This is a genomic window from Devosia sp. Root105 (assembly GCF_001424865.1).
Taxonomy (GTDB): domain Bacteria; phylum Pseudomonadota; class Alphaproteobacteria; order Rhizobiales; family Devosiaceae; genus Devosia_A.
On sequence record NZ_LMCR01000019.1, the window covers coordinates 42,027 to 67,437 of the forward strand.

Consider the following 25,411-nt stretch of genomic DNA (forward strand, 5'->3'; position numbering starts at 1 on the left):
TGCCATGCTGGTCAGGTGTGCGTACGCCAGCCGCTCGGTCGAAACGGTCACCAAGCAGTTGCTCGGATCGATCCTCGAGGTTTCCCGAAAGCGCAACCATGAGAAAGGAGTCACGGGCTTTCTCTGCATAAGTGGCGATGTCTTTATTCAGGTACTCGAAGGAGGCCGGGATGCAATCTCGGAACTATTCATCAAAATCGCGAACGATCCCAGGCACACAAACGTTCGACTACTGACCTATGAAGAAATCCAGCAGAGAAAATTTGGGAACTGGAGCATGGGTCAGGTTGACCTGATGAAGGTGAATGCCGCCATGCTCCTCAAATACCACGAGACCGCTGAGCTAAACCCGTTTACGTGCTCCGGTAGCGCCACCATGTCGTTATTGGATGACCTCGCCTCGACCGCGGCGATTTTGGGCAAACAATCTAGTTAAAATACCGCGCGGGCAAAACCCCGCCTGGTCATCGGCCAAGAAAGGTGAGGCTAAACTTCGAGCCATCATTGCTGGTAAACGTCCACTGACCGCCTACCTGCTTAGCGAAGCCGGCTATTAGTACCCGCTGTTTTATATGCCCCTTTGGGAAGCTGCTGGCAACCAATAGTCTGGCAATCCCTCAAACTTCGGCTTGGCGAACAGGTAGCCCTGAAAAAGGGTGACGCCAGCATCTCTAAGAGCGTCCAACTCTCCAACCGTTTCGACGCCCTCGCAAACGACCGCAACGCCGAGCTTAGATAGCATTCTCACTATTGCTTCGACGATAATCCGTTTCGGTTTGTCGGAATCAACGCGCGGACGAGATCCATATCAAGCTTGACGATGTCAGGCTGAAACTTGGCGAGCAGATTTAGGCCGGCATGACCTGCGCCAAAATCGTCGATCGCCGTCTGAAACCCCATGTCGCGATAGCTTTTGAGAATCCCTAGAAGATGGTCAGGATCCACCCGCTCGGACTCCGTGAATTCGAAGATGATCCGATCGGTCGGAAAACCAACTGAAGCCGCGGTGGCCAGTGTGAGGCGAATGCAGGCTCTGGGTTCGTAGACAGCATTCGGCATGAAGTTGATGGACAGCCGACTGCCACTAGCGGCGAGCTGTAGCGTGTTAGCGAGAGTTATCGCCTTTACGCGGCACTGCTGATCGAAGGCATAGCGATTTGATGCATCAACCCCGGAGAGCACCGAAAAAGCACTTTCCTGGTTTGGACCGCGAACCAAGGCTTCATACGCGAACGCCTTACCGCTACCTATGTCGACGATAGGCTGAAACGCCATTGAAAATGGCGTGTCGAATGCGGTGCCGTCTCGGCATCCATCGCACTTGCTCATTGTGTTGATCCCTAATACCCAAAAACTCTACCGCAAGGAGTTTAACCACCCCTTAGGCGAACGGTCCGCCCACCGCTCGCAAGCGCTGCAGCCGCTGGCATTTCAATAAAATCCAGCTGCAACGTTCTCTTTGCGCGCATCGTTTTTTGAACACCGCCAATGCGCTTAGGGCTCCCTGTGTGAAAAGAAGACTTGTGACAATCCAGCTTCAATGTTGTCGAGAATGGACAGCCGTGCTGATCGATGAAGGTACGAGATCTTCGTTTCCTACTAAGGTCACCGCGACCTTGGAAGAAGGTCATGAAGCGGCTGTTCAAAAGGCTATGCAGCTTGCAGCGATCTACCTGACCGGCGAGGTCCCGCAGTTTGAAATCGCGGTGGCTAAAGGCTAAGCACCCGATGTGGGCAGTTGCAAAGGAGAGCTGCGCCTGCCCGATCCCGTGGTGCACCTTCCGCTGACAATTCGTCCGAACGGACGATAGGCGGACATCCCTGTTTTTCGCCGCTAGGATTTTCGCCGGTAATTGCTCCGGCTTATGCAAAAGTTAAAGGCAGGTCCTGCTGCTACGTGCTAGCCCTTTACCTAGACTGAAGGGGCCCCCGGCTTGCATCCGGGAATGCCGTTCGCCCTTCAGGCGTTATCCGTGCGCAATGCTATCGGGCTATGTCTGCGGACGTCTTGTGCGCAGATCCTCAAGCTCAGGAGGGCCGCGAAGTGGCTGCTCCCAATAAACGCATTCTCGTCGTCGAAGACGAATTTATGATCGCTATGCACATCGAAGACACCCTTGGCCAACTGGGACATCAAGTATGCTTGGCGGCCGACGTCGGCGAAGCGCGGACATACCTCGACGCCGGCGGTATTGATCTCGCGATAGTCGACTATCATCTGCAGGGCAGCACCACCTGTGGCCTGGTTCAAAGGCTTAATGATCTCAAAGTGCCTTTTATCGTCTGCTCTGGCACCGCCGGCCTAGAGGAACTGGGCGAGGCTTTTCAGAATTCACGGTTTCTCGCTAAACCTTTCACCACCGATGGCCTGCTTGCGGCGGTTGAGAATGCGGCCGCAAACTCGCACTAGCGGATGTAGAGGAGCCTGCTCACGGCACGGAACAAAAGTGCGCCCGGTAACTTTCCCCGCCGCTGCTAGCAATCCCATCATAGCAGCGTTTTGTTGACCTCAACTGGGCCCGACCCCGTCGGGCCCTCTTTATTTGATCGATACGGGTGTATGGGTGGTCGGTGGCATTTCTCCCAGATCGAGCGCCCACTGCTCGAGGGTCTTTTGCAACTCAAGCATTCGGGTGATGTCAGATTGAATGCCAATGACGTGAGTGAGTTCGCCCTTGGCGCTGTGCACCGGTTTGAGCGAAACCCGGTTCCAAAACTCCGAGCCATCCTTGCGGTAGTTGAGCACGTCGATCAGCAGAGGCTTTCCCTGCATTGTGGCGTCGCGCATCTGCGCTACCGCGGCCGGATTGGTCGCGGCCCCCTGCAAGAACCGGCAATTGAGACCGATGCACTCTTCGCGTGTGTAGCCCGTTAGAAACTCGAAGCCGCGGTTGACGTAAATCAGCGGGCAGTCCGATCGCCGGGCGTCGGCTAGGCTCACGGAATGGGAAGATGGGTCAATACGCCGATCCGACGGTCGCATGAGCCCCGACCGTGCCGACGACGTCACCAGCCCGGGTTGTGGCTGACCTAGGGCGAGCGAGCCCACCAGCGTTCGCCGTCCGGTATCGTCTTCTATCTCAACGGTGACGGGGCCAGCGCCGGCGCTTTTGAGCGCCGTCATCGTTTCCTCGGCCTCTTCCATGCTATGCGCGAAGCGCACAGCCGTGCCCGTGAGCATGCTGTAGCTGATGATATATCGCACTGAGTCCCTCGCTTGCCCGTCAGCCCAAAATGTCAGTTGGGCGCACCTTCCGATGCTCCGCGCTCATCTCGCAGGCGTCCCGCGCGCTCGCCAAATTCCATGACGATGCTGACGAAATCTGGGCTGACTTGAGCCAGTCTTGCAAGCTCCGCCGGGTCCGGCAGCCGCACTTGATGACCGCTCCACTCCACCAGCCCTCTAGCGCGCAGGCTTTGTAGGGTGCGATTCACGTGGACCGGGCTCATACCGACAAGATCGGCCACCTCCCCCTGTGACAACGGCATATCGTAGCTCTGGTGCTGCACCATGCCCATGGCGTGAAGCCTCGCATAGGTTTCGTACAGGAGGAAGGCCAGCCGCTCATCGGCGTACATCCGGCCGAGCACCGCATTGCGCTCCTCGAGCATTGCGCGTTGGATAAGCTCCTCAACGAAAAAGCCCCGCATGATCGTGGGGTTGGTTTCCGTGAGGTGCATGAGTTTGGTCCGGTCAAACTCCTGGGCAATAGCGAAGTCTGTGGCGACGACGATCGAGTGGCCAAAGCTGACCGGCAGCACCGGCCCCTTCTCGGTCAGCTCACCCGGCAGCATAATCGAGGTGATCTGCCTGCGACCATCCCTCAAGATTTTCTGTCGAAGTGCCCAACCTTCCGACAGCAACCAGATGCCTCCCCGACGGCCCTGCTCGGCGAGAGTTTCGCCCCGACGAAACGTATGAATACGGTCGGCAGCCTGTGCCAAGGCGTCGATATCTCCTCGACTGAGGTCGACACCGACGGAGAGGCGGTGGGCCAACAGACGTGAGGGAGTGAGCAACTCTGCCATGAGCACCTCCTTCTTCTTATCGAATGTTAGAGCCCTCGCGTAGTTCCCGTAGACGGATCGAAACTGAACTAGCTGGAGCGTGCTACGTTGGCTCGCCGGGAGGCATGAGAATGGCCGAGCTGGATGCTGCCACTGGCGAAGCCAAAAAGGCCGCCGCTGAAATGGTCGGCGAGGCAATTCGTAGGGATATCTTGGGACCCATAGAGATTCGAATTCGCACTGAGGGAGCCGCGGAGGCCGTTAGGCGAAGCGCATCGTCTACTTCTACGCCGAGATAGCGAACAGTGGTCTCGATCTTTGCGTGCCCGAGCAGCAGCTGTACCGCCCTTAGGTTACCGGTCTTCCGATAGAGCTGGGCGACTTTGGTTCTACGCAACGAGTGAGTGCCAAACCCCCGGTCGTCGAGCCCAATGTTGCCGATCCACCTGTGGACGATGCGAGCGTATTGCCGGGCGGAGAGGTGTGCGCGCCCGTGAGTACGGCTCCGGAATAGGTAGCCATTTGCTGATGGTTGGCTGGCCAACAAGCGCTCAACCGATTGCCGGGTCACCTCCGTGATCTCGAATTGGACGGGGCGACAGTCTTCTTCTGAATGACGACTCCGCGGTCGCGCACGAGCCTGCCAGAGCAGATGTCCTCAACCTTGAGCCGGACCAGGTCTGACGCTCGTAGCTTGCTGTCGATCGCAAGGTTGAACAGAGCGAGGTCCCGGGCGGAAGCCGACATCTCCAGCCGAACGCGGATTGACCAAACCTGTCTTGGAAGTAGCGGGCGCTTCTGTCCAACAATGAGCCCCTTGTTCCAGGGGCGGCGAACCTGAACGGCGGTGTCCATGGCAACGTCCTCGCCATCCCGCCCACCGCTTCGCTCCCGCGAGCCGCCCATGGTAGCTCAAAAGACCAGTTTCTGGCCCAAAGAGGCCACTGGTTGGGACGCTGACGATGGCAGTTTCGCGCCCCGAACCGGACTTTCGACAAGGGGAGATGGAAAGTGCGACATCAGGCCAAGCGGAGGCGATGTCGTGACTGGTGCGAAAGTCCCAAAGAGCGGTCGTTTTATGAGGTATCTCAGGCAAGCTCACGGATTACAGCCGGGACACCATCTCGGGTCGGCGAACGCAGGTGCCGTCAGGTCCGGACGTTCTTCAACGTAGCTGCATCTGGCGCACCCATGCACCTCGGCTAACGGAAGAGTTGTCGCCTCGCCGCAATCGCGGCACGGCAGGCCCCGGCGCCGATCGACGAAGCCGAAGCCCGGCGAGTTGCAGGCCGGACACGCTACCGACATACGGGACGACAGCCGGGCGGCCAGCTGCTGCAATACCCGCATCCGGGTTGGGTTCAGGTGGGCACGCATATCGGTCTCAAGCTGCGCCTTGCCATCGAGGGATGCTGCTTTGCAGACTTCCAACGCCCGCAAAACTTCGGCTACGTCCCGGATGCCCTTGAACAAGCTGTCTGCGCGGTCCCGTGGCTGGGATGCGCGGACGATGACCGCATGATCGGGAAAGCCAGATAGACCGAGAAAGTCCAGGGCGCTCTCGGCGCGATCTGCCAGGGCATGGGAAAAGTTGGTTTCAAGGCTCACGAGCGTCTCAGCCACGACCAGGTCCAGCTCGTCATCGACAAAGACGAGCAATTCGATTGCAGCAGGGACAACGATCAGCGACGGGTGTGGCCCGAAGCTGCCCTCGCTCGCTAGCCCAAGGGGCAGGCCAGTGGCCGCCATTGCGGCGCGTGCCTTGCGGATCGCCGTATCTCGCATTGTCCCGATCCGCGGGGTCTCGCCGGTGAATGTGCCGAAACGATCGGTATCGAGCGCGGGCACCACCAGGCCCAGCCCGAGTTGCTGGCGCAGAGGGGGCGCAAGCGCCGCCTCCTTGCCGTGCATCGTACCCAAGGCCGCAAGGCGGCCGGCATAGCGCGCCGGTCCGCTGGCGCTCGTCATCGGCACTACTGACCCTGGCCGAGAGAAAAACCCGCCTCGCCATCGAACAGGTACAGATGCTCGGTCTTGATGAAGTCGACGCCGATTGCCGCCAGCCGCCGCAGCAGATCGATGACCATGGTGCGGTTGAACTGCTTTCCCGGCGAAGCGATGTAGCGGCACCGCCAGTGATCGGTGCAGGAGGTCTCCGGTATGCCATTCGGCCAGACCTTCACGCCGCGGTTGGTGATCATCTGCAGGCCGTACGACCCCATCACGACCGCCTGCATAGCCTCCGCGAGATCGGCGACCGGGCCATTGTAGTCGACGAACACGTCGACGCCGACCAGCACCTTTTCGGGGGGGCGATTGACCACAGGCTTCGCCGTCGCGATCCGTACCGGAGCGACCGGTGCCGGATCGATCACCGGCAGATGCGCGGGCTCCAGACCCAGACGTGCTATCACCGCATCGGCGAAGGCCTGAGTGCCGACGAGCTCGGCCGACTTGCCTTCGACATAGATGTCGGGGGTGTGTACGCCGTCCTCGATGGTCTTGCGCCAGGCGTTCTGCACCCTGGCGGCGACTTCGGGTTGGCCGACATGGACCAGCATCATCGCGCCGGCCAGCAGCAGGCCAGACGCGTTGGCGACGTCCTGCCCCGCAATGTCGGGGGCGCTGCCGTGCACGGCTTCGAACATGGCGCAGTCAATGCCGATATTGGCGGAGGGCGCTAGACCCACCGAGCCGGCGACCTGGGCGGCGATGTCGCTCAGGATGTCGCCATAGAGGTTGGGGGCGACGATCATGTCGAACCGTTCGGGCGTGTCGGCAAGCCGCGCGGCGCCGATGTCGACGATCATGTGTTCGTTCGCGATCTCCGGGTATTCCGGCGCGATCTCGTCGAACACCTTGTGGAACAGCCCGTCGGTCAACTTCATGATGTTGTCCTTGGTGACGCAGGTCACCTTCTTCCGCCCGTTCTGCCGGGCATAGTCGAAGGCGTAGCGCACGATCCGCTCGCAGCCTGGCCGGGTGATCAGCTTGAGGCACTGGTAGACCTCCGCCGTCTGCCGGTGCTCAATGCCGGCATAGAGGTCCTCCTCGTTCTCGCGGATGATCACCACGTCCATGCCCGGATGCCGGGTGGCGACGAAGGGCGCGTAGGCAACGGTTGGCCGCACATTGGCATAAAGGCCCAGCGACTTCCGGATGGTGACGTTCAGGCTCTTGTAGCCGCTGCCCTGGGGCGTGGTGATCGGCGCCTTGTAGAACACCCGGGTGCGCCGCAGGCTATCCCAGCTCGCCTGGGCGATGCCCGAACTGTGCCCGGCGCGATAGACCGCGTCGCCGATCTCGATGGGCTCGATCTCGAGCGCCGCGCCGGCGGCTGCGAGGACACGCAGCGAGGCGTTCATGATCTCGGGTCCGATGCCGTCCCCGTGGGCGACGGTGACCGGGACGCTGACCGCTGGGACAGGGGCCGGTTCGGCGGTAACGAAGTGCTGGAGGCCGGTCTTTTCTGGGAGGTACATGGCAGGTCCTTTCGTTTCGACGGGAACTTGCCGATGGACCGGTCATTAGTAAAATATATTGTTTGCGAGTTTTCGTTCGAATAAACTGATTTTAATGCGACGCGAGGGGACCGATGCCACAACTGAACTACAAGCACCTGCGCTACTTCTGGGCGGTGGCGCACGAGGGCAACCTCACCCGCGCCGCCGAGCAGATGAACGTCTCGCAATCGGCGCTCTCGATGCAGATCGCCAAGCTCGAGGACGAACTGGGGCATAGCCTCTTCGAGCGCCGGGGGCGACAGTTGTTGCTGACCGAGGCAGGGCGCATCGCCCTCGATCACGCCGATACGATCTTTGCCGCCGGCGCCGAACTGCTCGGCACCCTCGGCGAGCAGCGCAGTGAGATGCGGCAGGTGCTGCGGGTTGGGGCGATCGCCACGCTATCGCGCAACTTCCAAATCGGTTTCCTCAGGCCGCTGCTGGAGTGCAATGACGTAGAACTCGTGTTGCGCTCTGGGAATTATGCTGAATTGCTGACGGCATTGGAGGCCCATCGACTCGATGTCGTGTTGACCAATGCTGCGCTGACGCGGGACGCAGCGACCCCTTGGGTGGCGCATCGCATCGCTGAACAGCCGGTGAGCGTTATCGGCTCAAGGGGGTTCGACGCTGCCGGACGGGGACTGCCAGAACTGCTCGCCAGCGAACCACTGATCGTGCCTACGCCCGAGAGCAGCATTCGCGCCGGATTCGATGCGCTGGTCGAGCGCCTCGGCATCAGGCCGACCTTCGTGGTCGAGGCCGACGACATGGCGATGTTGCGCCTGATTGCCCGCGAGAGAACGGGTCTCGCCATCCTGCCGCCGATCGTGGTGCGCGACGAACTGGCAAGCGGCGTTCTGAGCGAGATCACCCGCCTGCCTGACCTGGTCGAGACCTTTCACGCGATAACGCTCAGGCGGCGCTTCCCCAATCCCCTCCTCCGAGAACTTCTGGGAGGCTCCGAAGCCGCGACCGTTTAAGCATTAATGCCGACAAAGCAGATGAGGCGTTGTCATGACCACCGAAACGGTTCTGGTCGCAGCAGCGGCAATGCCTGCTTCCGGCGTGATGCTGACCTCAAGGTGGTGGCTCGTGGCGCCAAGACTACACCCGGCCTAACCGGGCCTTCTAAGACTATCGTCTCGGCTCGTACCTCAGCACGACAGCGCCTGACTCTAGCTTCTTACTGTCGATGAGCTTCAGGGCGGCATAGTTGGAAAGTCCGGCGAACAAGCTCGGCCCATGGCCCGCGATCAACGGCTGGACCATGAACTCATACTCGTCGATGAGACCCAACTCGGCCAGTGCCAGCGGCAGCTGCACTCCACCCGTAAGGATCGGCCCACCCGGCTGCTGCTTGAGGCTTCGCACCGCATCGCCCAGGTCGCCTCTGACGATTTCCGAGTTCCAATCGACCCGGTCCAGCGTGTCTGAAACGACGTACTTCTTCATCGCATCGATGGTTCGCGCGAATGGCAACTGCCAGTCGTCCGGCGGCGACGTGCGCGTGTCGAGCCGCCATGCGCCTTCCATCATTCCATAGGTGATGCGCCCGAAGAGCAGGGCATCACACCTCGCGAGAGTCGCCGTCGCATTGCGATGCGTTGCGCGGAGCTGCTTGTCCATCAGCACTGGATCCGTCGGGACGGCATTGTGGTGGACGCAGCCGTCGAGCGTCACGTTGATGGAATAGATGAGGGGTCGCATCCGGACTGTCACTCCTTTGGGGATCGGGTCGTCAATGCCAGCTCGAACTGTTGCAACTGGCTGGTGAAGCCGATGACGGCGCCACGGTTCATTTCGGGGTCAGGATGGCGATCAGCCGTTAGCACCATGCGGACGCGTCCCGCCTCCACGTGCAGCTCGACGAGCATGTCGTAGGGGTATGAGTCGACGCCGGGTACGAAATCGATGTCGAAGCGGATGTGCAATCGGCGGTGGCGCACCACCTCCAGAAACCGCCCGCTCACCCAGGCCGATGCTGGCCTGCTCAGGTTTGCGAGATAGGCAACCTGCTCTGCACCCTCGGCGGTCAGGACGTGATCGAAAGCCCCGCCGCTCCACGGCTCCAGAACCAACACTTCAAGGCGCATGCCTTCCGGGGCGTACCACTCCTGAAGCCCCTCCCTGGTGGTCCAAAGCGCCCACACATCTTCGATCGACGCTGCGTAAGTCCTTTCGAACCTGATCGTATCGGAGCCAATCACGCTTGCTCCGACCGTCACTTCCGCTCCCCCGTGTCAGGAGCGGTGCGCCGCGCCACGGCGGCGTCGAAGCGATCCATCCGGTCTTCCCACAGCTTGCGATAGGCGCTGACCCAGGCATCGATCTGCTGGAATGGCTCTGGCCGGAGCGAATAAAGCCGTCTCGCGCCGTCTGGCCGCATTCTGACGAAGCCGGCCTCGCCGAGGATACGGAGGTGCCGCGAGACGCCGGACTGATCGATGTCCACGGCGCGGACCAACTCACCCACCGATTGCTCGCCGGCCGCCAGCACCTCCACAATGCGGAAACGGGTTGGGTCGGCCAAGGTTTGAAATACGATATCTTGCATGGTCATACATATGTACAGACATGCATATGATCGGTCAAGCGAGTTTCATCCGGCTGCGCGGGCTTAGCATCCGTTCTGGGCGCCCAGCTCAGAACTCTTCGAAGCAATCATAATTCCGCTGCGAGGTGATCCGGCCGTCTCTAAAGTCGAAAGCGATGCTACTGTGGGCGACCATTTCGTTTCCGGCAGCGAGCTTCCCGACGGGCATGGCAAGACTACCCCTCCAAAGTACCTCGACCACGACGTAGTTCGCGGTCTCGGCGAAACGCTCCACTTCATAGCTCTGCCGCGACAGCAGGGCCCTGCCTTTGCCAAAGTCGGCCGCCAGTTGGGCGATGCCCCTGCGGTCGCCCTTAGCCTTGAGTCTGTTGGGCCATTCGATCTGAACCGCGTCGTCCCAGTAACAGTCCAGGACTGCGTTCAGGTCGCCCTGCTCGATTCCACGAAAGTAGGCACGTACGACATCGATAAGCTGTGTCATCTCAAAATCACCTGGATTAGAACGATGTTCTAGTTCAGATAGAACGTCGTTCTAGGAGATGTCAATGGAAAATCGGCGGCAGGAGATTCTGGATGCGGCGCTCGAGGTGTTTCTGGAGCGGGGGTTTGATAGCGCGACAATGGCTGCGATCCGCGAACGCAGCGGCGCATCTACCGGCAGCATCTACCACTTCTTCAACGGAAAGGCCGAAATGGCAGCGGCGCTCCTAAAGATCGCGACGTCCCAATGGTCGCTGCAATCCCAGGCGGCCGGCTTGGCGGACGATCCGGAGCAGGCGGTCAAAGCCTCGGTGGCGGGCTTTCTTAGCTGGGGACTGGCCAATCCGCGGCTATTCGCGTTTATGGACGACCTACTCGCACGGTCACGCTTCTCTCAGGACTTCACCCCGGTTGGCGACCTGATTGATGCTGGTCGCAAGGCGGCCTCTGATGCATACGCGGCGTGGGCGCAGGCAAAGGTCGTACGCGACCTGCCCTGGAATGTTTCCTACGCCCTCATTATGGGCCCCGCATATGCGATCCTTCGGAACAGTGCCGGGGGCGCAATCGACCAGAGCGATGTTGCGGAGATCGTGCAGTCGGCTTGGCTGAGTGTGCGTTCATAACGGTGCAAAGCCTGGACTAGGCTTCAAGCAAATGACCGCATATGGCGCCAAGCGGACCTCCAAAGAACGGTCGTAATGTTCGCCAGACGGATTTAATTGGATGGCCTCACAGTGGAGGTCTCCCATGTCGGTTCTTTCCAATCTCAAACTTTCTGACACCTCGCCCCGTGCGAAGCTCTCGCCGGTTTCCCGCAAGCGGCAGAAGCTGCTGGAGCAGATCGATCTCCAGTTGAAGGCCGCGACCGCGTTTCTCGCGGGCGAAACCTTCCAGCAGGAAGTTCAGCGGTGGACCCGCGTCGAAGGTCACGCAGATAAGCAGCTGGTCACCAGGAGTAGGCCGGTTCGCGCGTGGTGGTGGCGCAACGACGTGGGGCGGCTGATGCTGTCGGTGCGGGCTGGCAACCGTCTCCTGGAACTCGCAGAGGGCAAGGTGTCGATCGAGGTCGGTGCTCCCGAAGACCTGCAAAAGACCATCGAAACGCTGCGCGAGGCAGTCGCCGCCGGCGAACTCGACGAGCAGCTTTCGAAGTCATTCGGCCGGCCCGTTCCGCCGAAGAAGGCCGCCAAGTCCTGAGCTTACCGCTAACGGTTCGCTTCGGCCTCAACGTCCGCGCTGCCCGTTCGCAGCGCGGGCTTACTGAGGCACAACTAGCGAAACGCGCCGGCATATCTCTGCGCTATCTGCGCGAGATCGAGCATGGTCGAGCCAATGTGCGACTGCCGGTAGTCGAACGCGTTGCCGCTGCGCTGTGGCGAACACCCGGCGAACTGATGGCACCGCGTTGAAGTTGCTTCACGCAACTTTTCCTGGGTTCACCCAGCCTTTCATCAGGTCGGCTGGCTCGCACTGCAAGGCGATTGCCAACTTCTCCGCAAAGCTGAGGGTGGCACTACGTTTGCCGCTCTCTACCTCGCTCAAATACGCGCGCTTGACCCCTGCCTCCAAGGCCAGCTTTTCCTGCGACCAGCCCTTCTCTTGGCGTGCCTCTCGAACGTTTCTGCCAAAGGTTTCCACGAGCGTCATGCCCGCAAACTCGGCTGCAGGCTGATCCTACTCTATCCCCTATAGGGGACAAACAACTTTACCCAACGGCGAGATGAACGTATTGTCCCCTAAAGAGGACGACGTGGGATCGTCCGTTGGAGAACGCAATGAAATTACTGAGGCTTTTGGCCATCGCTGGAATGATGGGCGTCGCAGGCGTGGCGCTGGCAGCTGATCTGGGCGCAAGCGCTGCCAATCAGGATGGCGCGCTGGGTTACTCGCTGGCGGAACTGAGGGCGGCACTGCCGAACATTCCAGAGGATCAGCTGCCTTCGATCGTGTTCCGCATCCCGACAATCCACTCGATCATGGCGGCTTATCGCAAGGCGCACCCGGTCGACACCGACCAATCTGAAGATTCCGACGCCAACAGCGTCAACTGAGCTTCCACCCAAAGGGAAGCCATCGTGGGCTTGCTCTCGATGGAAAGCACTTGCCCCGCAGCTTCGGCTAGCGGGGTCTTTTTTAGCGGCAGCCGTGCTGGTGCGCGAGGCTCAGGCTTCAACGAAACGGAGGCGCCGTAGGGCATTCTAGATGGCAGGCATCGTCATCGGCATCGTCGTGTTTCTGCTGCTGCTCTTTGCGCGACAACTAATCCACTTAGCTCTGCTACTGGGGGTTCTGCTCGTGCAGATATTCCTGCTGCTGGTGGTCGACGGCTCGTATGCGCGAACCCGGTACTCCCTGCTGTTCGGATTGGCGCTCGTCGGCAGCGTACTATGGCACCTCTACGCACCCCGTCCTGTATAGCTAGGGCAGCGCCGATGCTGCCATGTACTGTTACGGACGGTTTGCTGGAACGGAGGCGTCTGTGTGCATCTGAGACGGCATATTGAGAGCGACCACGGTCAGCGGCGAAATCTCACAGCTCAACCCCATATCTTTGCGGATGCAGCGTCGTAGAACGCCAGCGCCAGGGGATTGGACGGCTTGCGACCTCTGGCCAGCGCTTGGGCTCGACCAATGATGATCCTATTCCCGGCGTCGTCGGGGTCCCCGAACAGGCTGACATATAGCTTCGGAAATCTCCCGGCCCCCAACCGGCGAAGTATGTGCTCGTCGTTTTCGGCTAGCGAATGACCATGAATGAAGAAGCACACCTTCGTCTGCAATGCGTTGGCGGTGAACTGCTTGAAGCCTTGGTAGAGATACGCGTTGTGGCGGATCTTGGCTTTCTTCTGGGTGCTCGTCCCTTCAGAGACAAACAGCGGGAATTTGTTGGCGCCTATGGCGCTACGGGCCTGATCGACTAACCGCGCGTTGGTCCTGACCCATGTGTACTTTTGCAGCTCGTTTCCCGCGTCGAAAAGATGCAGTGCGCCGTGTAGGAAGTGAACCTTTGCGCTGTGGGCTGCGGTTTCTCCCTGCCAGACTACATAGTCAGCGTCAGGCTCGTCCTCGTCATTGCCAAAACCATCGTTCGTTGCGATCGGTGACGGGGCGATGGTGAACGGACTGTCGTCATGCATCAGAGCCCAGTACAGAAGGAGGTCATAGTTGAGGGTAAAAACCTGCCCATCGTTCCCATCCCCTAGGAAATAGCGAAGGAAAGTTCTGCAGGCCCAGAATTTCGGGTCCGGAACGGAACCAGGGAAATCTGGATGATTGCCAGCGATCGTTTCGACCAGAATATTCTTCAGTGCCTCTGCGTCGTCGAGCATCGCCTTTACCGCGCCGGGCAGCGCTCCCGCATAGATGGGCGCTAGCGTGGCTCCCGCCTCAAGATTTCGGATCGCCATCTCAAAATCCTGCGTGCCGAGAGCAGCGAAGACCTTGGGCAAGTTAGGATGACCAGAGAAGTCCGCTCGGCTGAACAGGGAGCCGTAGTGGAAAATGTCTGGCCGCAGCGCGATGCTGAACCCGTTCCCAATCAGCAGATGACGTTTGGAGAACTGGGTCGAGTCCTTAATTGCTTGGGCGAAACTCAACAGTGAAACGGCCATGCAGGGCAGCTCTCATGCTGTTGCGGTACACCGTCGTGTTGCACGATAGCGGTGATTCGCAGAAGCTTGAGGTCATCTCCGATGCCGGCAACAATTACCAACTACGCGCTACCCACCGTTCTGTACCGGTTCCGGTCAGTTGGTGATGTGCCTGACATGCGTAACAAAAAGCTTAGGCAAGAATTGAGCGCGATTACCACCGGCTATGTCTGGTGCGGCGAGTATCACCAGCTCAACGACGCGATGGAGGGGCTATACACCGCAGGGGATGGGGCGCGTAACCAACCGGGCTGGAACGCTGCACGCGCCCTAATTCGAGATCGAAAAGCGTCACTAGGGCTGGCTTGCTTCAGCGAGGTTCCCGAAAGCCCATTGATGTGGGCTCACTATGCTGACGCTTTTCGAGGCATTTGCATCGAGTACGACTTCGAAGTCCTCCGATCTGGCCTGCCTGACGCGACATCATTCTGTCGGATCAGCTACGCGGATCGAATGCTAGACGTGGGGACCAACCTTCGAGACACAGACACACTTGCTCGGTGGATAATGGCTACTAAGAGTCAGGGCTGGGCATATGAAAGAGAGTGGCGGCTGTTTGCCCCTACTCAGGGTGCTGCCCAATATGTATCTGCGCCCATTCGAAGGGTCCTTGCTGGACCGAGGATGCCGGAGGCGATGTTCGATTACCTGCAGGGTCAGATGCCGGCCGTTCCGATAGTCAAAGCGCAAATCGACGGATATCGCGTGCACCTAGACTAGAGCCGACGCCATGCGCTCTATGTTTCAAGATCGATGGTCAGATCCAATCCCCCTGAAACTTTGGCGGGAAGCTCCGCGCCGACCGGGCCTATACGTCATCGGGCGCCGAAAGGACGCCCTTCGTCCTATAGGGCGTTCAACCGACAACGCAGGAAACCTGGGTGGCTTTCCTGCCAACTTTGCATCCTTGTATGTGGGCAGCTCATTCTCAACGGATCGCGGAATACGCGCCCGCTTGGCAAGCCATCGCAGGGGAACCGGAAATCGACAGGTGTCCCATGCGCTGATGGCTGGTGAGCAGCTTTGGTTTGTCTACGTCGAAGGCATGCATTCAGCGGGCTATGAGGCCTTGTACCTGCACATCCAAACGGGCTTTCAGTTCCCGTTCAACGTCAGGTCGGAACTCACTCGATATCTTATACGGGTTGGCTGCGAACTCGAGCACTTGGTGATGCCAACCGACCCGTTCGGGCAGTGGCGACACACTGTCGAGAATCTGCCGCATCGAAACCCAATCCGGTTCTAGTCTGTGCCGGTAGAGCCCTCCCCCTTCGATACCGCGGGCTCAGTAGGTGGCCCACTTGCCCTGACGAACGCCTCTGCGTAGGGCTGTGACATATCGCGGAGCCGCAACCTTTTTGGTGAGCTGTCGGCTCCATGCTGCGACGCAAATGTCGGAGGGGAGAAGGGTGCGTTGTCGATCTGGTGGGTAAATCTTGGGCAGGACTATTCCGGACAGCTGGCCGCGGGAAGTCTGTGGTGTCCCAACCGAACAAAATTGCAGGCTGGCGGTCTGGGGCCGCCTCAGTGGCACTGGAGCAACATCGAAGGAGTGAGGGCCGGCGAGCTCATCGTGTGTTGCAAAAGGGAAGTCATAATGGGGCTGTGCGTGGCACTCGAACCAGCCCACGCCAATGTGCCGAAGCTGGTAGGGATTGATCGAAAAAACCGATGGCACGATCTCGGCTGGAGGCTGCCGGTAAAGTTTGTTAGCGCCAACCAACCTTTGCCTCGCGCTGCGGTACTTTCGGGCATCGACCTTCCTATGGGACTAAAGGGCCCATTTGCAGCGAACGGGTTGACGCAGACTTACCTCACGAAAATCTCGCACTCGGTGGCAACCGAGATCATGGACCGCCTGGTTCAGGCGCTTGGGCCTGCGTTTGATGCAGAGACGGAAAGCGCCGTAGCAAATAGCGTACCGGACGAGACCACCAAAAGACGGCTGGTAGACGCGCGAATAGGTCAGGGGAAGTTTCGTGCTGATCTGATGAGCTACTGGGGTGGTCGGTGCTGTGCGACGGGAGTTAGTCTCCCCCAGCTGTTGCGAGCATCGCATATTGTTCCCTGGAAAGACTCCGACAACTCTGATCGGCTCGACCCTGCCAATGGATTGCTCCTGACAGCCAGCTATGACGCGGCGTTCGACAACTTTCTGATTGCGGTGGCGGACGATGGCACTTGGATACATGCCCCGTTCTTCACCGTTGACGAACAGGAAAGGGCGGGCCTTGGAGTTGTCAGCGGTCGGGCGGTCAAAGGCCTAAGCCCCAAGCATCTTCCCTTCCTCAAGAAGCATCGTGAGATCGCGCAGCACAGATGGGATGAGGCCGCGAAGGGAAAGCCGCTGTCTGAAGGTCCCGCTAGTATCTGATATTAACCTGGGTAAGCAATTGAATGTTTAAGGCAATTATTTCTGGGAAGGCCGGCACCAGCGCTGGCGCCATAGCAGCTGGTACTTCGTGGTCGAAAGCGTTTCAGGCCAGCGAAGACCTGTTAACAGCAACTGTCTTTGAGCGGCTCAACTATCTCGACGGATCAACGCTGTGGCAAATTCTCAGAGCCACATTTCCCATTTTGCCTGCTTATAGGGTCGCTGATTTACTGGAAGCGGACTTCTGGCCCCGATGGTCTGCCGGAGAAGGTGGCGGACAGGTGGAGCCGGACGTCGTCCTGCGCTTTGAAGTGGGCGACCCAAGTCGCCGGATCGACCTGATTGTTGAGGCCAAACTCGGGGGCGTGCAGAACGCCGAGCAGTGGCTCAGGGAGTGGCGAGCCTATACCGCCAGCATGTCCAACACCGATGAACAGGTGGATAGCTACCTTTTGGCGATTGGAGGGACTGGAGCTTCGGCGACAAAAACCGTCCTCGCGCTAAAAGCTGATGTCGAGCGGTTGACGGCCGGAACCTTGACAATCCCAGCTGACGCCGCTGGTTGGCAAAGACTCGCCGATGTGATCGGTGACGTCGAGCCTGCACATTCCCACCAGGCCCGGGTTATCGAGGATATTGTCGAAGCTCTGGCGCACTTTGGGTTCCGGCACCTAAGTGGGTTGAACTCGCTCCTCACCGCGCCGAATTTTCCTAAATTTGATCGTTCGCTGGCCCAACTTGGACGCCTGCGCTAGGAGGCATATGTCAGATCTTGGCTCCACACTTGTAGACGTGCGTCGGGCGTATAGGCTCGTTTGGGCCTACCAACGCCGGGTGATGGACGTAGTCCAATTCATCTCTAGTAATTTCCAGAACCACGAATTCTATGCGTGGACACCGCTAAAGTTCAACGGAAGTCCTCAACTCACGACTAACATTCTCCGCAGATGGGCGTGGGATGGCCTTTCACTTTACAAGGCCAGCATCTTTTTTCGGCCTGTTGGTGCAGATCCAGACAAGCTGGTGAAGGACCAGTGGTATTTGGAGGTTCATATCGATTCCGACACGGTGGAGTTCCCTGAAGGGAAGGCCGAGCCAGATGCGTCGAAATTCCCGGACGTTACGACAACTCGATCGAAAATCGTTCTTATCGCATGGCTAAACACAGGTGCGGCACGAGCAAATTGGTATCACCAGATGTGGAATACGTCAGAGTGGCCGGAGGGCGACCGCGAAATAGTGGAGCAATCGCACATGCCGGTTAGCTGTATCCAATTGACGTACGACCTTGCGGATTTTTCAGGAAAGCCGCCCATCGAACTCGCGGTTGCGGAGTTCAAGGGGATGATCAGAGCCGAGTTAGGTATCGAGGGTTAGCGCAGACCTAGCACAGCAGCACTTAACTCGTTGATTAGCTTAAAGTAAATGTAACTCGTCCATAATTGGTAAGGGAGAGGTCGAGAGTTCAATCCTCTCTTGCAGCACCATTTTCCTCAATGGTTGATGACTAATTCCTTGGCGGCGCCGATAGATGACGCTCCATGGCCGGACCAGTGCGGCCGTCATGTCCGCTTAGCGCCAAATGCGGACGTTCAGGCAGCCGGTTCTGGGGTAGTCGTGCAAGGGGCCAACAGCCACAAGTCAGTTGGGTATAGTTCTATCCCGATCGGCAGCTAATCGGGCCCAGTCCTTCATCTGATGTCGAACGCCGGGATGCACCTTTGCAACGCCGGAATGGTCCTTAGCCCTCGCCAAAAGTGGGAGCTTCTCCTAAGTAACTGCATGGAAGACGATGCCGTTGAAATCACCATGAAGTATTTCGGCCAGCGACTGGTCGGAATTGCTCCCGTTTACCGCCTCAAGGGGGAAGGGAAGGATGTCGCGCCGATCGTGAAGCCGTTTTCAGGCACGCTTATGCTGTTCGAGAACGCGGTATCGCTGCTCACCGCAGGCCACGTGATCTCTGAAATCAACGCGATCTACGACAACCCCGACCTTGAGGTTGAGACCTGCCTGCTCATCGACAACCTGGGGATAGAGGCCAAGCACGATCATCCGATCCCGTTTGATTGGAAGTCGGCCGCAAAGGCGTTCATCGACGAAGACGGTCTCGACTTTGGCGTCGTCAGCGTCCGCTGGTGGTACGTGAACCAGTTGCTCGCCAACGGCGTGAAGGTAGTTGAGGAAGAGAACTGGGCGAAGCAGCACACGCTGCCCAAGCTCGACGCCTATTTCATGCTGGGCTTCCCGGAAGAGCTCAATCTCCCGCAGCGCTACGATCCCTATGCCGGTGTGATGCTAACACCCGTAATGGCCCGTTTAGACCCTATAGACGCGATACCCGAAGGGTCCGAGATGAAGGTGCCACAGCATCCGCTGTTCGTCGCCAACCTGCGCCAGAACCTTCCGATCGAAAGCGTGAAGGGCATGAGCGGGGGTCCGATCATCGGCATGCGCCAGGACGAGAAGGGAAACCTCGTCTACTGGATCGTCGCTCTGGTCCGCTCGTGCGTGATGTCGGAGCGTTTGGTCTCGGGTTGCCCGCTCCCGGTGCTCGGGAAGTTTCTCAGAGACGAGGTCGACAAAATCCGCGCGGAAGATGCCGCAGCGACCGGTCAGGTATAATGAGGAGCGGGTCTGTTCCGCGTCCCCACTAGCTCATCAAACCCCCACCACTGCATAGCGGTGCGTACCCGTCCCCGACACACCGTCGGGGGCATTCTACGCCTTCGGGGTAGGACGCTTCCGCCTGCGCACCTTCAGCTTAGGTCTAGGCGGGAAGTAGACCTGCACGTTGCCGCTGCCCAGCACTGCATCCTGGTCGGCGATGATCTCTGCCAATGCTCGCATAACCTGCTCATCGTCGTGACGCCCGTCGTGCTGCTTGGCCCTGTCCAGCAGCGACATGACTTTGCCGGCATTCTCGATCTTCTTTTCGATCGCTTCCTGCTTTTTGAGCTCGGCTTCTTGCTTCTTGAGCGCCACCTCCTGCCGGCGCAGCGCAACGTCCTGCTTCCGGAGCTTCACCTCCTGGTCGCCAAGCTCAAAGCCTCGTGCTGTCTGCGCGTTCTCTAACTCGCGGCGCTGCACTTCCTGCTTGTAATAGAGGGTGCGATCTAGGACGGCGTCGATCATTGGCTTCGTGATGCCCTTAACGAAGCCGACCACGTCAAACGGGTTGCTGAAGCGAACGACCTTGATGGTCAGCGGTGACGGCCCTTTAGGCGCGGCAGGGAGGGCGTTGTCCCCGTCATAGGGTACGCCGACCATCCCCTGGTACTCGGACTCCCACCGACGCTGCTCATTGAGCGCCAGGGCGTAAATGACGTCGAGAATTTGAGCGCTCAGAGCCAGATCGGTCGGCAGTAGCGCCTTGCTGGCTGATTTCTTAGTGTCGATGCGTATTCCAAATACGGGCAAAAGCGCCCCCCAATTATTCGGTGGTTTCGGCTCTAGGTGTGGGTATCAGCGACCTCGCGCCGAACGCGGCGGACGCAGGGATCAGCCAGAAAACCAGCGCGCTGAAGAAATAGACCGGTGGGATGAAAATCGAGGTCCACCGGTTGTTGTCGGAGCTGCAGTCAAAGTGGTCACTGGCCCACCAGCAGCCCTTGATCGTGGTCATCAGGAGCTCGGCCAACGTGAAAGCGACCGTGAGTGCCGGCAGGAAGAAAAATGGGATGATCAGCAGCGCTCCGGGAGCCCTAAAGAGGAAGAACCGGGACCTCCCGAACGCCGTGTAGAACAGCAGGGAGGCGCAGATCACGTACGCGATGAGGTTTCCCCACATCCAGGAGTCGAGGTGTACAAAGAAGTCGGTCAACCGCACTGGGAGGATCGCACGCAGGAAGTCAGCGATGACGAAGATGTTCAGGTTGAAGCCGAGGAACCCCGCGACGCTTAAGAGCATCAGCGGAACGTTCAGGATCGCGGCAATCGCCGTAAGTAGTGCCCAACTCCGCCTAAGCAACGCATCCCCCCTCATAGCGTGATACAATTCACGCATGTACGAACCAGTCAATGACCGGCTGATTGTGAGGATGCCAGGTGAGGAGAAGACCGAAAGCGGCATCATCATCGACAACAGCCAGGCGGAAGGAGCCGTCCTCAGGCTCGAAGTAGTGGCGGCGGGCGAGAACAACTCCACCTTTGAAGGGAAGATGGTGCTGGTCGAGCGCCGACTTTGCCGTGCTTCCTCGACAGGGCTACGTCCCAGCAGGCTTCCAGCCCTACGGAAAGTGATCGGCCGTTGACGACGACGGTAGCTGCGTAGACCGGCATAGCCAGTGCGATTGCCCAAAAAGCGCGTGCTGGTTAGCAACCTGCGCCCGTGATCCAAAGGGGGTGAGCGCCGGGGCGGACACTGATCCGGCCCCCGGCAGCAAGAAGCAGTTGTCGACAGGTTCGACTAGGAGGTCCTCGCCTTTCTCTTCGTAACGCCGTGCTGCTCATGAGCATCCAGCAACATCGTCGTGTACTCGGCCGTGTTCGAAGCGATCTTGCCCAGACCCGGCCAAGCAAAAGGCGCGCAGAACAATGCGCATTCGAGTTCGACCTCTAGCCCCAATAGTTCCGCGACTGCGAGCGCTTCCACCGGCTCTTTGTCTTCCGGCCACAGATCGACCTCTAGTGTGATCCACAGACCGTTCTCGTCATCCACGTTGATCTCGGCATGCAATGCACCAAGCCGCTCGCTGACGGTGGTTGCGTCGTCAAGCAGGGCGCTGCGAATGAGAAGATCGATATGCTCCGCGCTCAGTTCGAGCTTGGGGCGGCCATCGATGATCTCAACGTCAGTTGCGTCGTGACCCGCGGTGCCGCTTGATGTCACCGGCCGAAACGACTTGCCCTGGTCGTCGGCCCAGCTGGCAGTCGCGAAAATGTCGAGAGGCGATGCACCGCATCCTGGACAATGCCAGAGGTTCCGCGCGATCTGCGCGCCGGTGATCTTGCCATCGCAATGGTAGCAGAACCACGCGTTGGACTCGCTCTTGCTCAGAGGATGTCGCACCACGCCGTCGAGGTCGGGTTTGGTCGATCGCCGCGGCCAGTCGGTCGAAAGCCCTGCGCGAACCTGCTTTGCTCGATCTCTGGCGAGCTTGAGTGCTTGCGTGAGGAAGTCAGGATCACGGACGGGGCAAGCCCCCCCGGGCTTGGCATAGGTCTCGACGACCGGGACGGCGCTGGGGTTCTCCTGCACCCTGATGCTCCATCCCTCGCCGGCCACGATGACGTCCCCTAAAACCTCCTGCAGGCGGTATGGGTGCCCGTTAATCTCGCCGTCTTCAGCCGCCTGCAGATACTCGAGGCGCCGACGCATGACCTCGGCATCGCCTTCGAGGATCGCTGCAACCGGCAGGGGCGCCATGGCAAAAGCTTCAACGGCGGCCATTTGCTCGCCGTCAGGCTGCCAGCCATTCTTGCTGGCAGACACGAGTCTAACCCAACTCGGGAACCTCATTTTTCCAGCCATCAGGTCAAGCGCCTGATGTTGTGCTATGCGGTTGGCGCGCGCGTAGCGCTTGGCAAGGGTCTTGAGTTTACGAATGTCGTTCGTTTCGGTCATTTCCTGTACCTTGGAATGATCCGACCATGTGCCCGCTAATGGTCAGGCCATGCCTCTCAAGGCAATGGAGTGACACTTTCAAATTAGACGCTGACTTATCTTTGCGTGGCGGGCACACCGGCCTGCGTGTAGGGCCGTGTCTTGTATGCCAAGCGTGATGCTGGCGGTCAAGGCGTCTCAGTTGAACATCAGCATCAGGCCACTAGCGGTCCACCAAACCTAGGGAGTTCGCGCTGCTGCCGGCGTTTCCTTAGGTTCTTGAGGACTGCGATGGATGCCTTCGGGGAGACACCCAACAGGATCATTGGGCTAACGGCGAATGTAAGGAACTGCGTGGAACGTTCATTTTCCGACAGCCTCATGCAGTCCGCCGCCCATCCCCCCATCCCGGCTTCATTCAACTCCCGCCTCCGATCGATCCAAGACAGCCCCTGGCACCGGTGCGACTATCCCCTCAGACAACACGGCACAGAGCCGGACCCGAGGAGACAAAGGTGCACGATACGCTCAGCGTTCCCGATTACCCGCTCACCCAGGAGCAGATCGACCAGTATCGCCGGGACGGGTTCATTCAACTGGATGACGTGATCACCGGCCCGGTGCTCGAGGCGATGCGGGGGGCCGTGGTGAATGCGGTGGCGGTGGAGACCAACGAGGCGCCCGATCGGCCGCGGAGCGGGGCGCAGGCGACCTATGAGAAGATCTTCAATCAAAAGGTGAATCTTTGGCAACGCCACCCCGATGTTGCCCGGTTCACGCTGTCCGCCGCGCTCGGTCGTATCGCGATGCGCCTTGAGGGACGCCCTATGCGGCTCTGGCACGACCAGGCCCTGTTCAAGGAACCGATGAAGGGCAACAACCGCACGCCCTGGCATCAGGATGCGGTGTACTGGCCGCATGTCGACCGCTGGCACCAGACGACGATCTGGATCGCGCTCAAGGATGCGACGACGCACAATGGCTGCATGGCTTTCGTCGAGGGCACCCATTCGCTCGGGCCCCAGCCGGCCGTCGATCTGAGCGATCCGCAGGATCTGTTCGACTACGCCCCGCACCTGAGGCCAGTGAAGCCGGTGCCGCGGCCGCTGAAGGCGGGGAGCGCCACCTTCCACAACGGGCTGACCTTCCACTATGCCGGCCCCAACAAATCCGACGGCACGCGCGAGGCCTTCGCCATCATCTATATGCCCGATGGCACGCGCTATGATGGCAAGCCGCATATCGTCACCGACGAGCAGGGGCTTGCGGCCGACGATCTGCTCGATAGCGAACTGTTCCCGCGGGTCGGCTAGCGATGCGCTACCGGGCGTTCGGCGGCACCGGCTGGCAGGTCAGCGAGATCGGCTTCGGCGCCTGGCAGATCGGCGGCGACTGGGGCGGGGCGAGTGACGCGGAGTCGATCCGTACGCTGCACCACGCGTTCGAACGCGGCATCAACTTCGTCGATACCGCCGAGATGTACGGCAAGGGCCGCTCCGAAACGGTGGTGGGGGAGGCGGTCCGGCAATGGCGGCAGGGCCGGATCTATGTGGCGACCAAGGTGCAGCCGACCGTCTGGCCGAGCCCAGATGAGGAGCGCCCGCCGATGCGCGGCCGCTACCCGGCCTGGCATCTGCGGGCGGCCGTCGAAGCCTCACTCAAACGTCTGCAGGTCGAGCGCATCGACCTGCTGCAGCTCCATTGCTGGGTGGCGGATGGCGTCACCGAGCTCGATTGGCTGGAGACGCTCAATGCCCTCAGGCTCGAGGGCAAGCTCGACCAGATCGGCGTGTCGCTGCGCGACTACCGGCCCGATGATGGCGTCGCGCTGGCGCGCCTCGGCCTCGTCAGTTCGCAGCAGGTGATCTTCAACCTGTTCGAGCAGCGGCCGCGGGAGCGGTTGTTTGCCGCCGCGCCGGATCATCCGCCGGCCTTCATCGCCCGGGTGCCGCTCGATTCCGGCTCGCTGACCGGCAGCTGGACCGCCGCAACCTATGGTGGCTGGCGTGCGGGGTCTGTGCCGCACCAGCTGTTCCGTGGCGACCGCTTTGCCGAAACGCTGGCGCGGGTCGAACGGCTGAAGCAGCTTTGCGCGCCCTATTGTGCGACCCTGGCCGAGGCCGCCATGCGCTTCAGCCTCAGCGCCCCGGAGGTCTCGACCGTCATCCCCGGGATGCACTGCCCGGCCGAGGTGGACACCAACATCGCCTATGCCGATGGCGCGCCGTTTCCCGAGGAGTTGCTGGCGCAACTGGCCGCCCACAGCTGGCCGCGGAACTACTACCAATGAGCGCCGATCCGGCTGCCGTGCAGTTCGAGCTGCTGCTGCCGAGCGAAATCCGCGCGGCGCTGGCGCAGCGGTCGCTGGTCTATCTGCCGCTCGGGACCTACGAGTGGCATGGCGAGCATCTGCCGGTCGGGCTTGACGGGCTCACCGCGCACGGTCTGTGCCTGTTGGCGGCGCAACGCGGCGGCGGGCTGGTGCTGCCGCCGCTCTACTATGGCACCGGTGGCGGGCATGCCGAGTATCCCTGGACGATCATGGCCGGCACCGACGAGATCCGGCCACTGCTGCGGCAGACGCTCAGGCGTCTCGCGGCATTCGAGGCCGGCGCCGTCGTGATCCTCAGCGGCCATTTTGCAGGCGAGCAGATCGAGCTGATCCGCGGGCTGGAGGCCGAATGGGCGGGATCGGGCGACCGCATGCGGGTTCGGGCGCTGGCGGTCAGCATGGCCACCGGCCTGGGCTTCGCACCCGACCATGCCGCCCGCTTCGAGACCACGCTGCTCAGTGCGCTGTGGCCCGATCGCGCACGGATCGACCTGCTGCCGGCACTGGCCGAAGCGCCCAGCATCGACCCCGGTGGCAACGAGATGGGGGCGCAGCGGCACGACCCCGCGCACCCGCTGTTCGGGATCTTCGGTCCCGATCCGCGGCGGTTTGATCCTGCTGAGGCGCTGCCGTTGCGGGAGGCCATGGTTGATTGGCTGCTGGGGGAAGCCGGTGCGCTGCAGGGATAAGCTTCGGTGGCCCTGATGCGCGCCACCAAACTCGGTGTCATCCCCGCGAAAGCGGGGACCTCCGTTTGCGATCGTGCAAAGGCCAAGAAAACAGAGGTTCCCGCTTTCGCGGGAATGACCCGGTGGGTGGGGTGGGGCCCATCCTGAGATGGTGGGATATTTGCGCTAGAGCCGCCGCATCTCAGGATGGGTCCCGGCCTTCGCCGGGATGACATCGCGTTTGGGGCGCTGTGATGACTAGTTCACCCATGACGCCACGCTCCTCGAGGC

Annotated in this window: 31 protein-coding genes and 1 pseudogene; 16 read left to right on the top strand and 16 right to left on the bottom strand. The window is 60.2% G+C overall.

All coding sequences use genetic code 11. The features are described from left to right. The first annotated feature begins 4 nt into the window (after positions 1 to 4). Positions 5 to 436, top strand: coding sequence for a BLUF domain-containing protein (locus ASC68_RS22645; RefSeq protein WP_055884541.1), 432 nt, complete (start codon positions 5 to 7; stop codon positions 434 to 436). A 132-nt stretch (positions 437 to 568) separates the two neighbouring features. Here ASC68_RS22645 and ASC68_RS29450 read toward each other — a convergent pair whose 3' ends face one another. Both ASC68_RS29450 and ASC68_RS22650 read right to left on the bottom strand, forming a co-directional pair. Next, positions 569 to 742 (bottom strand): EAL domain-containing protein, encoded by a 174-nt coding sequence (locus ASC68_RS29450; protein ID WP_349236247.1) that lies wholly within the window; start codon positions 740 to 742, stop codon positions 569 to 571. 5 nt (positions 743 to 747) lie between these two features. Further along, positions 748 to 1,329, bottom strand: coding sequence for an EAL domain-containing protein (locus tag ASC68_RS22650; protein ID WP_349236248.1), 582 nt, complete (start codon positions 1,327 to 1,329; stop codon positions 748 to 750). A gap of 233 nt (positions 1,330 to 1,562) precedes the next feature. Between ASC68_RS22650 and ASC68_RS28770 the strand changes: the two genes are divergently transcribed. Together ASC68_RS28770 and ASC68_RS28465 are read left to right on the top strand one after the other, a co-directional pair. Continuing rightward, positions 1,563 to 1,721 (top strand): hypothetical protein, encoded by a 159-nt coding sequence (locus ASC68_RS28770; protein WP_156387424.1) that lies wholly within the window; start codon positions 1,563 to 1,565, stop codon positions 1,719 to 1,721. A gap of 323 nt (positions 1,722 to 2,044) precedes the next feature. Beyond that, positions 2,045 to 2,410 (top strand): response regulator, encoded by a 366-nt coding sequence (locus ASC68_RS28465; RefSeq protein ID WP_197421374.1) that lies wholly within the window; start codon positions 2,045 to 2,047, stop codon positions 2,408 to 2,410. Positions 2,411 to 2,539: 129 nt separating this feature from the next. Here ASC68_RS28465 and ASC68_RS22660 read toward each other — a convergent pair whose 3' ends face one another. The 5 genes and pseudogenes from ASC68_RS22660 to ASC68_RS22680 all read right to left on the bottom strand — a co-directional run bounded on the left by ASC68_RS22660 (position 2,540) and on the right by ASC68_RS22680 (position 7,490). Then, positions 2,540 to 3,205: a PAS domain-containing protein gene (locus ASC68_RS22660; RefSeq protein ID WP_055884546.1), complete on the bottom strand. Its 666-nt coding sequence runs from the start codon at positions 3,203 to 3,205 to the stop codon at positions 2,540 to 2,542. Between the two features lie 32 nt (positions 3,206 to 3,237). Next, on the bottom strand, positions 3,238 to 4,029 hold the full coding sequence (locus ASC68_RS22665) for a Crp/Fnr family transcriptional regulator (protein ID WP_055884549.1): 792 nt from the start codon (positions 4,027 to 4,029) through the stop codon (positions 3,238 to 3,240). A 238-nt stretch (positions 4,030 to 4,267) separates the two neighbouring features. Continuing rightward, positions 4,268 to 4,863, bottom strand: a pseudogene (locus ASC68_RS28470) (tyrosine-type recombinase/integrase); the annotation flags it as partial. Positions 4,864 to 5,106: 243 nt separating this feature from the next. Continuing rightward, the gene (locus ASC68_RS22675; RefSeq protein ID WP_055884552.1) at positions 5,107 to 5,976 is read right to left on the bottom strand and encodes a DUF6671 family protein; all 870 of its coding nucleotides are present in this window, start codon (positions 5,974 to 5,976) and stop codon (positions 5,107 to 5,109) included. Between the two features lie 5 nt (positions 5,977 to 5,981). Further along, entirely contained in the window at positions 5,982 to 7,490 is a 1,509-nt protein-coding gene (locus ASC68_RS22680; RefSeq protein ID WP_082528402.1) for an NADP-dependent isocitrate dehydrogenase, read from the bottom strand. 113 nt (positions 7,491 to 7,603) lie between these two features. Between ASC68_RS22680 and ASC68_RS22685 the strand changes: the two genes are divergently transcribed. After that, entirely contained in the window at positions 7,604 to 8,494 is an 891-nt protein-coding gene (locus ASC68_RS22685; protein ID WP_055884555.1) for a LysR family transcriptional regulator, read from the top strand. A 154-nt stretch (positions 8,495 to 8,648) separates the two neighbouring features. Here ASC68_RS22685 and ASC68_RS22690 read toward each other — a convergent pair whose 3' ends face one another. From ASC68_RS22690 to ASC68_RS22705, 4 genes are all read right to left on the bottom strand, one after another. Continuing rightward, positions 8,649 to 9,221, bottom strand: a complete 573-nt coding sequence (locus ASC68_RS22690; RefSeq protein ID WP_055884559.1) for a dihydrofolate reductase family protein — start codon at positions 9,219 to 9,221, stop codon at positions 8,649 to 8,651. Between the two features lie 8 nt (positions 9,222 to 9,229). Beyond that, positions 9,230 to 9,739, bottom strand: coding sequence for an SRPBCC domain-containing protein (locus ASC68_RS22695; protein ID WP_055884562.1), 510 nt, complete (start codon positions 9,737 to 9,739; stop codon positions 9,230 to 9,232). Continuing rightward, positions 9,736 to 10,074 carry a metalloregulator ArsR/SmtB family transcription factor gene (locus tag ASC68_RS22700; RefSeq protein WP_156387425.1) on the bottom strand — a complete coding sequence of 113 codons (339 nt, stop codon included), beginning with the start codon at positions 10,072 to 10,074 and terminating at the stop codon, positions 9,736 to 9,738. The genes ASC68_RS22695 and ASC68_RS22700 overlap by 4 nt, the downstream gene beginning before the upstream one ends. 82 nt (positions 10,075 to 10,156) lie before the next feature. Beyond that, positions 10,157 to 10,549 (bottom strand): nuclear transport factor 2 family protein, encoded by a 393-nt coding sequence (locus ASC68_RS22705; RefSeq protein ID WP_055884565.1) that lies wholly within the window; start codon positions 10,547 to 10,549, stop codon positions 10,157 to 10,159. Positions 10,550 to 10,613: 64 nt separating this feature from the next. Between ASC68_RS22705 and ASC68_RS22710 the strand changes: the two genes are divergently transcribed. Beyond that, complete coding sequence (locus ASC68_RS22710; RefSeq protein WP_055884567.1) at positions 10,614 to 11,174, top strand: TetR/AcrR family transcriptional regulator; 561 nt, start codon at positions 10,614 to 10,616, stop codon at positions 11,172 to 11,174. 100 nt (positions 11,175 to 11,274) lie between these two features. Beyond that, on the top strand, positions 11,275 to 11,748 hold the full coding sequence (locus ASC68_RS29240; RefSeq protein ID WP_349236249.1) for a DUF6641 family protein: 474 nt from the start codon (positions 11,275 to 11,277) through the stop codon (positions 11,746 to 11,748). 219 nt (positions 11,749 to 11,967) lie between these two features. Here ASC68_RS29240 and ASC68_RS22720 read toward each other — a convergent pair whose 3' ends face one another. Next, the gene (locus ASC68_RS22720) at positions 11,968 to 12,198 is read right to left on the bottom strand and encodes a helix-turn-helix transcriptional regulator (protein WP_055884572.1); all 231 of its coding nucleotides are present in this window, start codon (positions 12,196 to 12,198) and stop codon (positions 11,968 to 11,970) included. Between the two features lie 128 nt (positions 12,199 to 12,326). On the opposite strand from ASC68_RS22720, the gene ASC68_RS22725 reads away from it, so the two are divergent. Further along, on the top strand, positions 12,327 to 12,602 hold the full coding sequence (locus ASC68_RS22725) for a hypothetical protein (protein ID WP_156387426.1): 276 nt from the start codon (positions 12,327 to 12,329) through the stop codon (positions 12,600 to 12,602). 151 nt (positions 12,603 to 12,753) lie between these two features. Continuing rightward, positions 12,754 to 12,969 (top strand): hypothetical protein, encoded by a 216-nt coding sequence (locus tag ASC68_RS22730; protein ID WP_055884577.1) that lies wholly within the window; start codon positions 12,754 to 12,756, stop codon positions 12,967 to 12,969. Positions 12,970 to 13,088: 119 nt separating this feature from the next. Here the strand turns inward: ASC68_RS22730 and ASC68_RS22735 are convergent, their stop codons facing one another. Further along, positions 13,089 to 14,162: a DUF4917 family protein gene (locus ASC68_RS22735; RefSeq protein WP_055884579.1), complete on the bottom strand. Its 1,074-nt coding sequence runs from the start codon at positions 14,160 to 14,162 to the stop codon at positions 13,089 to 13,091. Positions 14,163 to 15,615: 1,453 nt separating this feature from the next. Here ASC68_RS22735 and ASC68_RS22750 point away from each other — a divergent pair. From ASC68_RS22750 to ASC68_RS22765, 4 genes are all read left to right on the top strand, one after another. Then, entirely contained in the window at positions 15,616 to 16,575 is a 960-nt protein-coding gene (locus ASC68_RS22750) for an HNH endonuclease (RefSeq protein WP_156387427.1), read from the top strand. Between the two features lie 23 nt (positions 16,576 to 16,598). After that, positions 16,599 to 17,330, top strand: a complete 732-nt coding sequence (locus ASC68_RS28775) for a hypothetical protein (protein ID WP_156387428.1) — start codon at positions 16,599 to 16,601, stop codon at positions 17,328 to 17,330. Positions 17,331 to 17,337: 7 nt separating this feature from the next. Continuing rightward, positions 17,338 to 17,952 (top strand): hypothetical protein, encoded by a 615-nt coding sequence (locus ASC68_RS22760; protein ID WP_055884594.1) that lies wholly within the window; start codon positions 17,338 to 17,340, stop codon positions 17,950 to 17,952. 405 nt (positions 17,953 to 18,357) lie between these two features. Further along, positions 18,358 to 19,200 carry a hypothetical protein gene (locus tag ASC68_RS22765; RefSeq protein ID WP_156387429.1) on the top strand — a complete coding sequence of 281 codons (843 nt, stop codon included), beginning with the start codon at positions 18,358 to 18,360 and terminating at the stop codon, positions 19,198 to 19,200. A 96-nt stretch (positions 19,201 to 19,296) separates the two neighbouring features. Here the strand turns inward: ASC68_RS22765 and ASC68_RS22770 are convergent, their stop codons facing one another. Together ASC68_RS22770 and ASC68_RS22775 are read right to left on the bottom strand one after the other, a co-directional pair. Continuing rightward, positions 19,297 to 19,995: a hypothetical protein gene (locus ASC68_RS22770; RefSeq protein WP_055884599.1), complete on the bottom strand. Its 699-nt coding sequence runs from the start codon at positions 19,993 to 19,995 to the stop codon at positions 19,297 to 19,299. Between the two features lie 13 nt (positions 19,996 to 20,008). Next, on the bottom strand, positions 20,009 to 20,581 hold the full coding sequence (locus ASC68_RS22775) for a hypothetical protein (RefSeq protein ID WP_156387430.1): 573 nt from the start codon (positions 20,579 to 20,581) through the stop codon (positions 20,009 to 20,011). On the opposite strand from ASC68_RS22775, the gene ASC68_RS28480 reads away from it, so the two are divergent. After that, positions 20,580 to 20,828: a hypothetical protein gene (locus ASC68_RS28480; RefSeq protein WP_082528405.1), complete on the top strand. Its 249-nt coding sequence runs from the start codon at positions 20,580 to 20,582 to the stop codon at positions 20,826 to 20,828. The two genes, ASC68_RS22775 and ASC68_RS28480, sit on opposite strands and share 2 nt — an antisense overlap. Before the next feature lie 155 nt (positions 20,829 to 20,983). Here ASC68_RS28480 and ASC68_RS22780 read toward each other — a convergent pair whose 3' ends face one another. Beyond that, positions 20,984 to 22,141, bottom strand: a complete 1,158-nt coding sequence (locus tag ASC68_RS22780; protein WP_055884604.1) for a hypothetical protein — start codon at positions 22,139 to 22,141, stop codon at positions 20,984 to 20,986. A 494-nt stretch (positions 22,142 to 22,635) separates the two neighbouring features. On the opposite strand from ASC68_RS22780, the gene ASC68_RS22785 reads away from it, so the two are divergent. The 3 genes from ASC68_RS22785 to ASC68_RS22795 are packed head-to-tail and all read left to right on the top strand — an operon-like array spanning position 22,636 to position 25,141. Next, entirely contained in the window at positions 22,636 to 23,433 is a 798-nt protein-coding gene (locus ASC68_RS22785) for a phytanoyl-CoA dioxygenase family protein (RefSeq protein ID WP_055884607.1), read from the top strand. Between the two features lie 2 nt (positions 23,434 to 23,435). Then, complete coding sequence (locus ASC68_RS22790) at positions 23,436 to 24,410, top strand: aldo/keto reductase (RefSeq protein WP_055884608.1); 975 nt, start codon at positions 23,436 to 23,438, stop codon at positions 24,408 to 24,410. Then, positions 24,407 to 25,141 carry a creatininase family protein gene (locus ASC68_RS22795; protein ID WP_197421377.1) on the top strand — a complete coding sequence of 245 codons (735 nt, stop codon included), beginning with the start codon at positions 24,407 to 24,409 and terminating at the stop codon, positions 25,139 to 25,141. Before ASC68_RS22790 ends, ASC68_RS22795 begins: the two co-directional genes overlap by 4 nt. Positions 25,142 to 25,411 lie beyond the last annotated feature (270 nt).

Excerpts from the sequence above, each read along its gene's own strand:
- ASC68_RS22645 (WP_055884541.1), top strand. The coding sequence starts at position 5 with ATGCTGGTCAGGTGTGCGTACGCCAGCCGCTCGGTCGAAACGGTCACC.
- ASC68_RS29450 (WP_349236247.1), bottom strand. The coding sequence starts at position 742 with ATGCTATCTAAGCTCGGCGTTGCGGTCGTTTGCGAGGGCGTCGAAACG.
- ASC68_RS22650 (WP_349236248.1), bottom strand. The coding sequence starts at position 1,329 with ATGAGCAAGTGCGATGGATGCCGAGACGGCACCGCATTCGACACGCCA.
- ASC68_RS22665 (WP_055884549.1), bottom strand. The coding sequence starts at position 4,029 with ATGGCAGAGTTGCTCACTCCCTCACGTCTGTTGGCCCACCGCCTCTCC.
- ASC68_RS22675 (WP_055884552.1), bottom strand. The coding sequence starts at position 5,976 with ATGACGAGCGCCAGCGGACCGGCGCGCTATGCCGGCCGCCTTGCGGCC.
- ASC68_RS22680 (WP_082528402.1), bottom strand. The coding sequence starts at position 7,490 with ATGTACCTCCCAGAAAAGACCGGCCTCCAGCACTTCGTTACCGCCGAA.
- ASC68_RS22685 (WP_055884555.1), top strand. The coding sequence starts at position 7,604 with ATGCCACAACTGAACTACAAGCACCTGCGCTACTTCTGGGCGGTGGCG.
- ASC68_RS22690 (WP_055884559.1), bottom strand. The coding sequence starts at position 9,221 with ATGCGACCCCTCATCTATTCCATCAACGTGACGCTCGACGGCTGCGTC.
- ASC68_RS22700 (WP_156387425.1), bottom strand. The coding sequence starts at position 10,074 with ATGACCATGCAAGATATCGTATTTCAAACCTTGGCCGACCCAACCCGT.
- ASC68_RS22705 (WP_055884565.1), bottom strand. The coding sequence starts at position 10,549 with ATGACACAGCTTATCGATGTCGTACGTGCCTACTTTCGTGGAATCGAG.
- ASC68_RS22710 (WP_055884567.1), top strand. The coding sequence starts at position 10,614 with ATGGAAAATCGGCGGCAGGAGATTCTGGATGCGGCGCTCGAGGTGTTT.
- ASC68_RS29240 (WP_349236249.1), top strand. The coding sequence starts at position 11,275 with ATGGCCTCACAGTGGAGGTCTCCCATGTCGGTTCTTTCCAATCTCAAA.
- ASC68_RS22720 (WP_055884572.1), bottom strand. The coding sequence starts at position 12,198 with ATGACGCTCGTGGAAACCTTTGGCAGAAACGTTCGAGAGGCACGCCAA.
- ASC68_RS22725 (WP_156387426.1), top strand. The coding sequence starts at position 12,327 with ATGAAATTACTGAGGCTTTTGGCCATCGCTGGAATGATGGGCGTCGCA.
- ASC68_RS22730 (WP_055884577.1), top strand. The coding sequence starts at position 12,754 with ATGGCAGGCATCGTCATCGGCATCGTCGTGTTTCTGCTGCTGCTCTTT.
- ASC68_RS22735 (WP_055884579.1), bottom strand. The coding sequence starts at position 14,162 with ATGGCCGTTTCACTGTTGAGTTTCGCCCAAGCAATTAAGGACTCGACC.
- ASC68_RS28775 (WP_156387428.1), top strand. The coding sequence starts at position 16,599 with ATGTTTAAGGCAATTATTTCTGGGAAGGCCGGCACCAGCGCTGGCGCC.
- ASC68_RS22760 (WP_055884594.1), top strand. The coding sequence starts at position 17,338 with ATGTCAGATCTTGGCTCCACACTTGTAGACGTGCGTCGGGCGTATAGG.
- ASC68_RS22765 (WP_156387429.1), top strand. The coding sequence starts at position 18,358 with ATGGAAGACGATGCCGTTGAAATCACCATGAAGTATTTCGGCCAGCGA.
- ASC68_RS28480 (WP_082528405.1), top strand. The coding sequence starts at position 20,580 with ATGTACGAACCAGTCAATGACCGGCTGATTGTGAGGATGCCAGGTGAG.
- ASC68_RS22775 (WP_156387430.1), bottom strand. The coding sequence starts at position 20,581 with ATGCGTGAATTGTATCACGCTATGAGGGGGGATGCGTTGCTTAGGCGG.
- ASC68_RS22780 (WP_055884604.1), bottom strand. The coding sequence starts at position 22,141 with ATGACCGAAACGAACGACATTCGTAAACTCAAGACCCTTGCCAAGCGC.
- ASC68_RS22790 (WP_055884608.1), top strand. The coding sequence starts at position 23,436 with ATGCGCTACCGGGCGTTCGGCGGCACCGGCTGGCAGGTCAGCGAGATC.
- ASC68_RS22795 (WP_197421377.1), top strand. The coding sequence starts at position 24,407 with ATGAGCGCCGATCCGGCTGCCGTGCAGTTCGAGCTGCTGCTGCCGAGC.